This window comes from Acinetobacter sp. GWC1_38_13, assembly GCF_001767535.1.
Classification (GTDB): domain Bacteria; phylum Pseudomonadota; class Gammaproteobacteria; order Pseudomonadales; family Moraxellaceae; genus Acinetobacter; species Acinetobacter junii.
The window spans coordinates 38146-51622 of the sequence record NZ_MELG01000081.1; the positions used below are offsets into that span (position 1 = coordinate 38146).

Here is a 13477-nt window from a genome sequence, read left to right on the forward strand (position 1 = left end):
GGCTGTTTAAAAGCTTCTTGGATCGCATTTTTAGTGATTTCGTTAAATACCACACGATGATAGCGACTATCGTCACCACCGATCACTTCTCTTAAATGCCATGCAATTGCTTCTCCTTCTCTATCCAAGTCCGTTGCGAGATAGATTGCATCAGCATCTTTGGCGAGTTTTTTCAGTTCAGCAACAACATGCTCTTTGCCTGGCAAAACTTCATAGTGTGCGACCCAATCATGCTCGGGATCAACGCCCATACGATTAATAAGTGCAGACTGAGCTTTTTCAGCTTTTTGTTCTTCAGTTAATTTAGTACGGGTTGCAGGCTTCTTTTCAGTTGTTTTTGCTCCCCCGCCTGTTGGTAAATCACGTACGTGACCAACAGATGACTTCACAATAAATTGTGAACCTAAATATTTGTTAATGGTTTTCGCTTTTGCAGGCGACTCCACAATCACTAAGGCACGTTTAGTTGCAGCAGAGTTAGAAGCTGCTGTGCTTTTGGAAGCAGAGCGTGGAGTATTCGCCATAATGAATCGTTTTTCCTATGATCAATCAATAAATTAGCGTTGTGCTAGTTCGTGTAAATAAACTTTTATATCTTCAAGCTGAGTGGCTCTGAGATCAGTTTCCTCATCCCAATACAGTCCCACACAGTTTGCCTGCATATCAATAGCATAAACTCCTTTTAATGCAATGGGTAAGTCATTAAATTTCTGATCACCCTGCACAACCTGAAGCTTGCCATCAACAACTCTTGCACGCATAAGTGCTAAGCGAGCATCCGGAATAAGTACACTATAATAAGCAACCATACTGGCGCGTTTTTCAGATGCCATTGGAATTTTCGTCCACTCAGGCGCAACGATGAGTCGTGGGTGTAATCCCATTTTGCGAGCTTGATCGCGCATTAAACCGAGTGCTTTTTCTCTTGGACTAACACGTAAACCAAAAATAGAGCCAAGTACAAATAGTACAATGGCAACAGTTATCCAAATTCCAACATTGCTCATTAAAGATGCCCAAAACTTCCTTTTATTAGCGTTACATAAGTTGAATGAAAAAGGCAAGTAACCAGACAAATTCATTTTTAGAAAAAGTATTATTTGATCATTGACCAATAATTTATATTTTCTTGTAAGTATACAATTTTTTTAACATTTATCTGAATGATTTGATGCTTCTTTAATAGGTTAATCATTTGTAAAACATGTTCATCCTTTTCATACTTAAAGACTGATTTTATGGAGTTACTTAATGTTTCTATTTTTGATGGTTTGTTATTACTAATTTTACTTAAATAATCACAATATTGCTTAATTCTAATCAAGTGCGGTCGTGTTTCAATTTCAAGTAATGATGACGGTAAATTACTTTTACTTTCAATATTTGAGCCAAGCTCTTTTTTTAACTGTTTCTTATTGTATAAACATTTTTCTTGATCAACTACCAACACCTTAATTTCTTGTAATTGATTTAAAATATATTCGGCTTGATTTATATCTAAATCACACCAAGACATTAATGATTTAATTAAGGTTTTAGTTTTTTTAGGTTGATTTTTTAAAAGTTGAGCTAAAACTTTTTTAATATCAACATTAAGCTCTTTTTTACAATCTAAAAGCTTCGTTTCATTTTGAACATTTTTCTGCTCAAGCACTACTTTAACTGGCTCATCCAATTGTTTAAGTAGAGTAGATTGAATCCCAACCTGATCTAATAATTCAACGGCATACGACATTGCCGTATCATTTGACATAACATCAATTAGGCTTCCCTTTCCTAATTGTGCAGATAACCGACCTGCTATAAATGTCAATCCAAAATCAGCTGAATTAGCACCAGTTTTAGGCATTTTTATAATTAACAATCTCTTATCTTGTATCGCCACACTCAACTCAATTAGATCATCTAATGCAATATTTAAGTTTGAGTGTGCATAGACTAAAATTACTTGATCATATTGTTTTAATAAAGTTCTTAATTCACGAATTTTTTTAGGTTGGTTTTCGATATCCAATAATAATATATTTTGCATAATATCAGTCATGTTTTAATAATGTGGTGGTTTGTTACTCATTGGATCAAACGGTGCAATCCCTTCTGACAAGTCTGAAGACTCAACGCGTTGGTATAAAAGCTGCATTTGTTTCTTCAAAACTGCAATTTCTTGTGTCTGAATTGCGAGCTGTTGATTGAGTTGCTCAACTAAATCGTCTAAAAATGCAATTCGCACTTGCAAATCTTCAATGGGTGCGGACAATGACGCGTGATCATCAAAATTTTGTTGTTTAGTCATTTCAGACCTCATCTGAGCTTTTAGGAAACATTATGGCCTATATTACTTTAAGGGATGTCCATCTCGCATTTGGCGGACCAGCCCTACTCGACGGCGCGAACTTTAACCTAGAACGTGGTGAACGAGTCTGTTTAATCGGTCGTAATGGTGAAGGTAAGTCTACTTTACTTAAACTGATTGAGGGAAGCTTATTACCCGATAGTGGTGAAGTTTCGATTCAAAATGGCTTAACCGTTTCTATGTTAGCCCAAGATGTTCCAATGGATTCAGGCAAAGTTGCCGACATTGTAGCGGATGGTGCAGGTGAAGCCGCAAGTGTTTTAAAAGAATATCATGAGGCAAGTGATGCTTGTGTGCTAGGTGATATGGATGCCTGCGACCGTATGGGTATGCTGCAGCATAAGCTAGATCAGTTAGATGGTTGGGCATTAGAAAATAAAGTAAATACCATTTTGGGTAAAATGGGACTCGACCCAAATGCAGATTTGGCTGACCTATCAGGTGGTCGTAAACGTCGTGTATTACTGGCGCGCGCGCTACTCACTCAACCTGATGTTTTATTACTCGACGAACCGACCAACCATTTGGATGTGGAAAGTATTGAATGGTTAGAAAAATTCCTATTAGATCAAAACAATCTCACGCTTTTATTTATCTCACATGACCGTTCATTTGTAGATAGTATTGCGACCCGTATTGTTGAACTCGATCGTGGTATTATGCGTGGCTATGAAGGTAACTATTCACGTTACTTAGAACTTAAAGCTCAGCAAATGGAAGCTGAAGAAAAACAGAATGCTTTATTTGATAAAAAACTTGCTGAAGAAGAAGCTTGGATTCGTCAAGGTATCAAAGCACGTCGTACCCGTAATGAAGGTCGTGTTCGTGCTTTAAAAGCTTTGCGTGAAGAATCTAAAGCTCGTCGCTTCCAACAAGGCAAAGTTAGCATGGCGACACAAGAGGCTAACCGTTCAGGTAAGCTGGTCTTTGAGATAGAGAACTTAAGTGTTAGCTATGATAGTAAACCACTCATTAAAGATTTCTCTGCAATCGTATTACGTGGTGATCGTATCGGTTTAGTCGGTGATAATGGTGTCGGAAAAACCACACTCATCAAAGCCATCTTAGGTGAAATCCAACACGGCGGTTCGGTTAAAACGGGTACACAACTCGAAGTTGCTTATTTCGATCAACTACGTAATGCACTCGACCTCGAAAAAACCGTTATGGCGAACGTATCGGAAGGCTCAGACTTTGTCGATGTGAATGGTAACCGTCGTCATATCTATAGTTATTTGCAGGACTTTTTATTCTCACCTGAACGTGCACGTACACCTGTGAAAGCCCTTTCTGGTGGTGAGCGTAACCGAATTCTATTGGCAAAACTTCTACTCAAACCATCAAACTTAATTGTGATGGATGAGCCAACCAATGATTTGGATATGGTGACACTTGAGTTGCTTGAAGAAATGTTGTCTGAATATAAAGGCACTTTGTTACTCATCTCGCATGACCGTGCATTTATGGACAACGTCGTCACCTCAACCTGGGTGTTCGATGGAAAAGGTAATATTGATGAATACATTGGTGGTTACCAAGATTACTTGGAGCAACGACCAGATCAGAAAGTCGTTGATCAAAAGAGTGATGTAAAAAAGGCACAAGCTAAGGCTGAAGCTGCTGCATTGGCTGCCGCAACTCCAACGCCAAAGAAAGTGAAGTTAAGCTATAAAGATCAACGTGAGCTTGAGCAACTTCCTGCTGAAATTGAGAAATTAGAAGCAGAACAAACTAAACTTTCAGAGAAACTAGCGGATGGTTCATGGTTTGTTTCTGACGCGAATGCGGCGACTTTAGCCAGTCAACGCTTAGCTGAAATTGATGAGTTATTGCTTGAAAAATTAGAGCGTTGGGATGTATTAGAAAATCTTAGCAAAGGTTCATAATTCATTTCACAAGCCCAATCTTCAGGATATTACATAGTAATTTGAAGATTGGGCTATTCCCATAGATGTTTACTTCCCTCATCTCGTATAAGAATAAAAAAATATGGCTGAGCTTGATCTTTTAAATACATCCACCCAAGCACTGTATTTTGATCAATACACCTAAAAACATCATTAATCGGTTTTTCATCATAAATCATGGTGGCAGATGATTTACCTCTAAACTCAATCATCCTTAATCTTGCTTTACTTTTATCTGTTTTGAGTAATCTCAACCCTTCCACCAGATACTTACTCTTACTTTTTAAAAGACTTAAATCTAAACCTAATGGCAACCATTTCGGATCAATACTAAATAAGTTGGAACTTTTGGGGTTCAGTAGAACCAGTGGAAATACTGTTTCATCGTCTATAAATTTTTTCCCGTACCAATTTGCTTTATCCAACAGACCATTCATTGGATGACCAGTGATGACTTCCAAACCTTTCCATTGACCATGCATAAACTCGCAATCAACACTCTCTAAATGATCAAAATAATTCATCATTTCCTGAGTATCCATTTTCTTGCCATCAAATATTTCTGAAATATTCATCTGTCTTTTTACCTTAATTATTTTAGCTATCCCTACAATCAATCTATTAAATAACTGTTTTTTTATACAGCACTTCAATAGAGTAAAAATCAACCACCATTCTATGATTTTTATTGTCAATACAACAAACCTCCTAGAACAATTATTAGAAAAGCAACTTCGTGTTACACTTCGCAAAAATTCAACTTATTTACGCATCTAAGTATATGAGCCAACAACAGTCTTATATTCCTGGCGAATTTCGATGGGAATTTTTACTTCCAAAATACTGGAAAATTTGGATCGCCATTATTTTCCTTATGCTTTTGGCTATTCTGCCTTGGGCAATTCAATGGCGCTTAGCACATGGACTAGCAGCATTATGTTGGTATCTATTAAAATCGCGTCGTAAAACCACGCTAAAAAATTTAGAAGTTTGTTTTCCTGAATGGTCGCCTGCCGAAGTTGAAGCTCAAGCCAAACAGGTGTTTGTCGACATGATGTTAGGTGTGTTTGAAACTCTAAATGCGTGGTATTGCCCACATTGGTTTAAAGGTCGACATACCATAGAAGGCTTAGAGCATATCCTTGATGCCAAAGCCCAAGGTAAAGGCATATTGTTACTCGGCACACACAGTACCTTGCTTGATGCGGGTGGTTATATTTGTGCTCAATACTTTGAACCTGATGTTGTTTATCGACCACAGAATAATCCAATGTTGGACATGTTGATTTATCGTTGTCGAGCGACTATTTATCAACAACAAATTGATCATGATGATATGCGAGGCTTAGTACGTCGTTTAAAAGATGGCGGTGCTATTTGGTACAGCCCCGATCAAGATTTTGGTTTAAAACAAGGTGTGATGGCTCCCTTTTTTGGTGTGCCTGCTGCAACCGTGACTGCGCATCGTCGTTTATTAAAAATCTCTAAGTCCGTTGCAATTCCATTGTATTTTTACCGTTATGGTGATATCCACAATCCACAATATAAAGTACTCATCGAACCAATCGTCGAAAATATGCCAAGTGAAGATGAAGTAGATGATGCGATTCGTGTAAATAAAATTATTGAGGCTCAACTACGTATTGCACCGACACAATGGATGTGGTTTCACCGTAGATTCAAAACTCGAGCAGAAGGTTACGAAAAAATCTATTAGAAAAAATTAAAACCCGAGTTTCGCATCCTGCAAAACTCGGGCAAATGAGGTTGTGCTTTCACATCTTTGTTATTATCTTGCTTCCGTAGCAGGCATCATATCCATAATGCATTTTCCATCTCAGCGTCGCTATCCTTAAACGGAAATCCATTCCTGCGTCCATGTGCTGATGTATTTAGAATAAATCTTTTAAGTAGATTAGAACATTCGTTATGGACCTAAATCCCTGTACGTTATGGCTTACAATACTCCTTGTCTACTTTCCTTTTCCATCGCTTGTTTATGAGGTTGTGCTAACTCATCCACAACAATTTTTTCTTCTTTTTCAGCCTTTTCTATACCGTCTTGAATCGCCTCTTTCGCCTCTTGCTCATCATCAGCCGTTTGCTCCAACTCTTGTTGCTGTTGTTCAAAAATACGACCCGTTTGTAAAACAACATAAATTGGAAAATGATCTGAACCAATATGTGCCAATCTTTTCATATCAACCAAAGCAAAATCTGTACTGTGGAAAATGTGATCGAGTGACCATCTTAATAGTGGATAATCGGCATGAAAGGTATTCATGAAATAACGACCAACACGAGGATCTAATAAACCGCTGATTCTCTGAAAAAGACGCGTTGTTCGTGACCATGCCACATCATTTAAATCCCCCATCACGATGCAACTCTGATCGAGGTCTTTAATTTGGTCACCTACAATTAATAATTCTGCATCTCTTAAAGTCGAGTCTTTAGCTTCCGTTGGACTCGGAGGCTTAGGATGCAAGCAATATAGCTGCACTCTCAGGCCAGAAGACAAGGTTAAAGTCGTATGAATGGAAGGGATCTCATCACTTAAGATAAATTTCACTTCTGTATCGTGCAATGGCAAGCGGCTATATAGATGCATACCATATAAGTTATCTAAAGGTACGGGCACGCGATAAGGATAATCTTGTTCAATGTTAACTAACGCATTTTGCCAACTTGAATCTGACTCTAATGTCAGCACAACATCAGGTTTTAATGTGTCTATATGCTCAAGTAATAAATGATATTTATCATTTGGCGTCAATACATTGGCAACCAGCAATGAGATTTGCTGGTTTTCATTGATTTGCTCAGGCTTAACTTTTTGAACTTGTTTTTTCCAAATCGGGGTATATGGTAGAACCATTTTCAACTGATAAGCGATTGCTGCGACCAATCCAACAAACAGCAACTCGGTAGTCAAGGTCCATTCGGGAATGGCAAATAACATGGCAAAAAAGGCGAAGAGACCGAGTGCCAGAATCTGTAAACGCGGAAAGTCCGCACCTCTAAACCACCACTCATCTCTGGGGATTAATGACCAAAACGAAAGCCATATAACCAATACTGCACAAATCTGAATCCATATCATGTTCATTTTTCTCGTGGGGATGTCTTAGATTCTCAATAAAGTTATGGCTTTATCAATTTTCTATCTAATACAAACAAATTATTTCACTCAATTAAATTATCGTTTTATTTACGTAAAGCTTGCAGTTGTGGTCGCTTTTGATACACTCAAACCCCTTAAAAGTTTTTTGAAATACCGAGGCACAATGACATGAAAGTAGGTCTGGTCGGTTGGCGTGGGATGGTGGGTTCTGTCCTTATGCAACGTATGGTTGAAGAGAATGATTTTGCTCATATTGAGCCATTCTATTTTTCTACCAGTAATGCAGGTGGCGAAGCGCCTTCATTTGGTGGTAAGACTGCCCCAGCACTTATGGATGCTTCAGACATTAAGAGTCTGAAACAAATGGATGTCATTTTAACCTGCCAAGGTGGTGACTATACCTCTGATGTATTCCCGAAACTCAAAGCTGAAGGTTGGGATGGTTATTGGATTGATGCTGCGTCTACCCTTCGTATGGCGGATGATGCAATCATCGTACTTGACCCAGTAAACTTAAATGTGATTAAAGATGGTTTAGTCAACGGAACTAAAACTTTCGTTGGTGGTAACTGTACAGTTTCACTTATGTTGATGGGTTTAGGTTCACTTTTCCAAAATAATTTGGTTGAGTGGGCTACCTCAATGACTTACCAAGCAGCTTCTGGTGCTGGTGCGCAAAACATGCGTGAACTCATCACGGGTATGGGCTATTTGTACAACAATACTAAAGAATTACTAGATGATCCAAAATCTGCGATTCTTGATATTGATCGTCAAATTGCTGACTTACAACGTGGTGAAGGTTTCCCTAAAGCAAACTTTGGCGTGCCACTCGCTGGTTCATTGATTCCATACATCGACAAACAACTCGAAAGTGGTCAATCAAAAGAAGAGTGGAAAGGTCAAGTTGAAACTAATAAAATCTTGGGTAATCAACAAATCGTTCCAATTGATGGTCACTGTGTTCGTATCGGTGCAATGCGTTGCCACTCACAAGCAATCACTTTAAAGTTGAAAAAAGATGTTGCGCTTGATGAAATTGAAGACATGATTCGCAACTCTAGCCAATGGGCTAAAGTGGTTCCAAATACTCGTGAAGCCTCAATGACTGACCTGACGCCTGTTGCAGTAACAGGTACTTTAACTGTTCCTGTAGGTCGTTTACGCAAGCTAAATATGGGTAAAGAATATTTAGGTGCATTTACAGTAGGCGATCAGCTACTTTGGGGTGCTGCTGAACCTTTACGCCGTATGCTTCGTATTTTAGTTGAATACAAGAACGCTTAAGCAAAAACACCTAAAAATCAAAAGCCGATCACACTTGATCGGCTTTTTTATGTTTTCACTTTTGAAGAATTTACAATTCATTTACATCACGTTAATGTATACTTTTACACGACTATAACATCACTTTTTCATGGATCGAGATGACTGTTTATAACAAATTAAAAATTGCCATTTTAGCCATATTTTCTTCGCAACATCTTTACGCAATTACACTCGATCCGTTGCAAGTTCAATCTGCGCCTGGGGAATTACTTTACGCTGAGATGAGTTTTCATCAAGCAGACACGAACTCAAAACTAGAAGTGAGTTTAGCTACGCCTGAAGATTTAATGATGATTGGCGCAGCACACCAACCACCATCTGGTTTAAATTTTTTTACAAGACGCAATAGCCAAGGCGAAGGAACGATTGTTATTACTTCCACACGCCCAATGACTGAAGCTGAATTAAATATTATTTTAAAAATTAAGGAAGGTAGCGCATCACATTTAAAACATATCCGACAGCCTATTCGTAGATCTGTTGATCCTGTTTTAGCTAAATCAATTGCCGAAAAACCGCTTACACCTAAGTTTATTGTGAGTGAAAAAGATATCGCATTAAACTTACCAGTGAGTACTCGATTTAATGCCAATACATCTGAGTCAAAAGAGCAAAGTTTAAAACAAGAAACTTTGCTGAATGCACCATATAAACTTCCTCCTGTTTTAAATAATGATGATTCTTCAGTAAATGCTGAAGCTATTTCAATTGCACCACAACCAAGTGCGCAGCCAAATACGTTACAACAAACAGCCTCAGCAAATAATAACGTCAATGCTGAACAAGTTGCTCAAACTCCTGCACCTTCGAAAGTCGTTGAGTCTTCGCAAACACCACAGACGGATCTCAATAGTGAAAAAACGATTGCTCGTCAGGACATGAAAAAGGTGGAAACAACACCAACTCAACAAAAAGCTCAACAACCTAACAAAACTCAGCAGGCAAAAGTCAAAGCACCTGAGCAGAAAAAACTAAATTCTGAAAAAAACCAACAACACGTAGTTCAACGCAATGAGTCTCTGTGGAGTATTGCACAGCAAATCGCAAGTCAGACTCAACAGCCAGTAACACAAGTCATGTCTCAAATTAAAAAACAAAACGAACATGCATTTATTGGGGGTAATCAAAATAGAATACGCCAAGGTTCACGTTTAAACTTTAATCTAAGCAATATTCCAAGTCGTCCAGCACAAAATGCTAATCAGCTTGCAGCACAAACCACAACTGTACCTAATGGACGTACCAAATACCGTTTACAACAAGCTGAAATGTCTCTAGTTGCCGAGAGTAATCAAGATTCCAGCACAGGAAGTGCGAAGAAGGACACATTACAACAAAAAACCAGTGCTGATTTATCATTAAAAGTTATGACAGCAAGGGAAAAAACCGTTACATTACAACGAAACGTGACTCAGTTAGAGTTGGCATTGCGTCAAAAGGAACAGCGTATCCAGCTATTAAATGCTCGACTGGCTGAATTACAAGAGCAACTAAAAGCTCAACAGGAAACTAAAAAGCCAACACGCTAGGTTACGAGAAGATTCTCATAAATTTACACTAAAAGCTGCTCTAATCTTTAAGGGGTGAAGATCATGTCAACTATCATCATTGTATTGTTAGTTATTGTATTAGTCGTTGCGATCGTTTTAAAAAAACGTGCTGACAATGAAAATACAGCAACTCCTAAAAAAGGAGGTGCAGCCAAACCTCAAAAGAAAGCAGCATCAAAAAAAGTTGCGACCAAATCAACACCTATTGCTGAAGTCGAAACACAACAACAGACAAATAAAGTTCAAGCCAGTACACCTGTACCAACACAACTGAAAGAAAAGATTGAGCAACTTATTCTTGCTAATAACTTCCAAGCTGCTGAAGCTCAAATCAATCAGGCACTTAAAACAGATGATTCTCAGCATGACTTATATATCTTATTGTTAGATCTTCACATCGCTCAAAAAGATGATTTTGCAATTAATCAGTTGATTAAACATTTACAAGATTTAGAACTAAATTCACTGATCCAAACTGCACTGGACAAGAAAAAAGAATACGAAAGCAATAAACCTTCAGATGCTTTAGAATTTCATTCTAGCAAAGGCCATTTTGGTCAAACATCAACTATTATTGAAACTCCTGTACAAGATAATTCAGCAGATTTTGATGCATTGGTTGCTTCACCTAGCCCAGCTGAATCATTTGATCAACTTCAAACGGAAGTTACACCGCCTCCAGTTGAAGAGCCAAAAATAGAAGCTGTACCTACTCCTGAAGTTAAACCTTTAGATTTTAGTTTTTCTTTTGAACAAAAAGAAACTGCTGAACCTGCTATAGAGATTGAAACCAAATCCTCGCCTGAACCTGAATTAACAGAATCGAAAGATCAAGCCCCTCTAGAATTTTCTTTCAACCTCGAACCTACAACCTCACCTACTGTCACTGAACAGGAAGTCAAAGTTGAAGAAACCAAATCTGGTCTAGATTTTAGTTTTGCTGATCTTGAACTAAAAACACCTGAACCTGAAACAAAAACTGAAGCACCAATTCATTTAGATTTAGACTTCAATCAACCTGAAGTTAAGCTTGAAGAACAGCCAGTCTTTGACAAAACGGCATTTACATTTGAGATTAACGAACCGACAACGGCTGAAGAAACTCAACCTGAACTCATCACACCAGTCTCTCAAACAGCACCTGCTCTTTCAACTAACGATCCTTTAATGCAATCTTTTCCAGATTTGCAAACTATGGACGAAGCTCAACTTAATCTTGATCTAGCAGAACAATATATTGAATTAGGTGCTTATGAATCTGCGCGAGTTATATTGCAGACCAATCAATCACTTTTTAATCAAGATCAACAACAATACGTAGAAAAGTTACTGAATAAAATAGCTTCCTAAATTTGATCAGTCTAATATAAGCAGTCTCTCAGACTGCTTTTTTTATGATGAAAAAAATTGCTTTGATCTACATGGGTGGTACGTTTGGCTGTGTCGGTAATCCGTTAATGCCAATGCCTGAAAATGAGTTTATTCCCTTACTTGAAAAAGTCATTCCACCCCATCTTGACGTTGATTGTTTTGCAGCACCTAGTATAAAAGACAGTAGTGCTTGTACGGCTGTAGATTGGCTGAAGCTTATTCAGCAAATTCAAGACCTTCAACTCAAAAACTATCAACATTTTGTCATCATTCATGGCACTGACACGCTCAGTTATGCGGCAGCGACACTTGCACGTTTCTTGGGACAGTCATCTCATATTATGATTACGGGTAGTCAATATCCTTTACTTAATATTGAAGGGAATGACACTCGAGAATTTACTGATGCTCTCGGGAATCTAAATTTAGCACTTGAGCAGGTACTCAGCCTTCCTGTCGGTACATATTTAGCATTTCATCAACATATTTTCCATGCGCAAACTGTTCTCAAAGTACATACGACTGAATTAGATGCTTTTGCAGGCGTTGATGCACATCAATCATGCCAAACTTCTATCGAAAATTTTATTGTTCAAGCTGAACATATAGAACGTGCCTCATCATTAACCGTACTGAATTTAATGTTGCAGCCAATCGCAAAAGAACAACTTGCTGCTCAACTCGAAAATTTAATTAAAAACCCACCACACTTCTTGATATTACAAGGGTTTGGAACAGGAAATATTGCAACCAATTCCGAATTATTGAATTTATTCGAAGCATTATATGAACGAGGTTGTGTCGTCATTATTAGTTCACAAGTCGTATTTGGTAAACTTGATCAACGATACGCTGTGAGTTCTTGGATAGAAAATGCCAAAGTATTAATCAATGATTGTCATAGTCATGCGGATTTATATGCAAAAGCATTGCAAATGTATTTAAAATACCCGACTCATGTTCAATGGTTTGAACATTGGAATACAAACTAAGATTGAGGTTTAAGCATGCAACGTTACGCGATCGGTATTGAATTTTGTGGTACTCAATACCGTGGTTGGCAAACTCAACAAGCAGGCGTTGTAAGTGTGCAAGAAACCATCGAAAAGGTACTCAGTAAAATCGCCGACCACCCTGTCACTCTTCATGCTGCTGGGCGGACTGATGCTGGCGTTCATGCAACCAATATGGTCGCACATTTCGATACCACGGCCATTCGTCCCGAACGTGGATGGCTTATGGGAGCAAATAGCCAACTCCCAAAAGACATTTCTATTCAGTGGATCAAATGCATGGATGAAAATTTTCATGCACGTTTTAAAGCAATGGCTCGTCGTTATCGTTATGTAGTATATAACGCCCCCACTCGTCCTGCTTTACTCCACAAGCAAGTAACGCATCTATACCAAGAATTAGATGTGCAAAAAATGATTAAAGCTGCTGCGAAATTTGAAGGCACTCACAATTTTGAGTCATTCAGAGCTGCCGCATGCCAATCCAATCAACCTGTACGACATGTAAAGCATTGTCGTTTATTTGAACATGGTCGCTATTTAGTTTTAGATATTCAAGCCGATGGTTTCTTACACCACATGGTTCGAAATATCATGGGGTGCTTACTTGAGATCGGGCAAGGAATGTATGAGATTGACCATATAGACACAATGTTTGCTGCCGAAGATCGTCGCGCAGCAGGGATTACCGCTCCCGCAGATGGTCTTTATTTTATCCAATCTTATTACCCAGATCAGTTTGATTTACCTCAGCTGCCACTCGGACCTCACTGGTTAAATCTACCCGAATAAAAAAAGCCCTCTTCTTCAGGGCTTTTTCTGATTCAAAA

13 protein-coding genes are annotated in these 13477 nt (G+C 38.4%); 7 read left to right on the forward strand and 6 right to left on the reverse strand.

Annotated features, from left to right (window positions below; genetic code table 11):
• The 4 genes from A2003_RS08150 to A2003_RS08165 all read right to left on the reverse strand — a co-directional run.
• Window positions 1–524: toprim domain-containing protein (locus tag A2003_RS08150; protein ID WP_286687134.1), on the reverse strand; the 524-nt coding region annotated here is incomplete at its 3' end.
• A gap of 33 nt (window positions 525–557) precedes the next feature.
• A complete protein-coding gene (locus A2003_RS08155) occupies window positions 558–1007 on the reverse strand; it encodes a hypothetical protein (protein ID WP_004958841.1) in 450 nt (149 codons plus the stop codon).
• An 89-nt stretch (window positions 1008–1096) separates the two neighbouring features.
• Window positions 1097–2032 carry a PIN domain-containing protein gene (locus tag A2003_RS08160; protein WP_112986902.1) on the reverse strand — a complete coding sequence of 312 codons (936 nt, stop codon included), beginning with the start codon at window positions 2030–2032 and terminating at the stop codon, window positions 1097–1099.
• Window positions 2033–2047: 15 nt separating this feature from the next.
• On the reverse strand, window positions 2048–2293 hold the full coding sequence (locus A2003_RS08165; protein ID WP_004916571.1) for a SlyX family protein: 246 nt from the start codon (window positions 2291–2293) through the stop codon (window positions 2048–2050).
• 32 nt (window positions 2294–2325) lie between these two features.
• Between A2003_RS08165 and A2003_RS08170 the strand changes: the two genes are divergently transcribed.
• Window positions 2326–4239: an ATP-binding cassette domain-containing protein gene (locus tag A2003_RS08170; RefSeq protein ID WP_112986886.1), complete on the forward strand. Its 1914-nt coding sequence runs from the start codon at window positions 2326–2328 to the stop codon at window positions 4237–4239.
• Between the two features lie 53 nt (window positions 4240–4292).
• Here the strand turns inward: A2003_RS08170 and A2003_RS08175 are convergent, their stop codons facing one another.
• Window positions 4293–4835, reverse strand: a complete 543-nt coding sequence (locus tag A2003_RS08175; RefSeq protein ID WP_353743762.1) for a DUF4334 domain-containing protein — start codon at window positions 4833–4835, stop codon at window positions 4293–4295.
• Between the two features lie 206 nt (window positions 4836–5041).
• Here A2003_RS08175 and A2003_RS08180 point away from each other — a divergent pair, with 206 nt between their 5' ends.
• Window positions 5042–5977, forward strand: coding sequence for an LpxL/LpxP family acyltransferase (locus A2003_RS08180; protein ID WP_004916578.1), 936 nt, complete (start codon window positions 5042–5044; stop codon window positions 5975–5977).
• Window positions 5978–6217: 240 nt separating this feature from the next.
• Here the strand turns inward: A2003_RS08180 and A2003_RS08185 are convergent, their stop codons facing one another.
• Window positions 6218–7363 carry an endonuclease/exonuclease/phosphatase family protein gene (locus A2003_RS08185; RefSeq protein WP_039047699.1) on the reverse strand — a complete coding sequence of 382 codons (1146 nt, stop codon included), beginning with the start codon at window positions 7361–7363 and terminating at the stop codon, window positions 6218–6220.
• Between the two features lie 189 nt (window positions 7364–7552).
• On the opposite strand from A2003_RS08185, the gene asd reads away from it, so the two are divergent.
• The 5 genes from asd (at window position 7553) to truA (ending at window position 13439) form a co-directional block, all read left to right on the forward strand.
• Window positions 7553–8671: an aspartate-semialdehyde dehydrogenase gene (gene asd / locus A2003_RS08190; protein WP_004916583.1), complete on the forward strand. Its 1119-nt coding sequence runs from the start codon at window positions 7553–7555 to the stop codon at window positions 8669–8671.
• Window positions 8672–8811: 140 nt separating this feature from the next.
• Entirely contained in the window at window positions 8812–10242 is a 1431-nt protein-coding gene (locus tag A2003_RS08195) for a type IV pilus assembly protein FimV (RefSeq protein ID WP_286687136.1), read from the forward strand.
• Between the two features lie 63 nt (window positions 10243–10305).
• Window positions 10306–11613, forward strand: a complete 1308-nt coding sequence (fimV, locus tag A2003_RS08200; RefSeq protein WP_004958817.1) for a T4P machinery localization factor FimV — start codon at window positions 10306–10308, stop codon at window positions 11611–11613.
• A gap of 44 nt (window positions 11614–11657) precedes the next feature.
• The gene (locus A2003_RS08205) at window positions 11658–12626 is read left to right on the forward strand and encodes an asparaginase (protein ID WP_004958814.1); all 969 of its coding nucleotides are present in this window, start codon (window positions 11658–11660) and stop codon (window positions 12624–12626) included.
• A gap of 15 nt (window positions 12627–12641) precedes the next feature.
• Window positions 12642–13439: a tRNA pseudouridine(38-40) synthase TruA gene (gene truA, locus A2003_RS08210; RefSeq protein WP_004958810.1), complete on the forward strand. Its 798-nt coding sequence runs from the start codon at window positions 12642–12644 to the stop codon at window positions 13437–13439.
• Window positions 13440–13477: the final 38 nt, after the last annotated feature.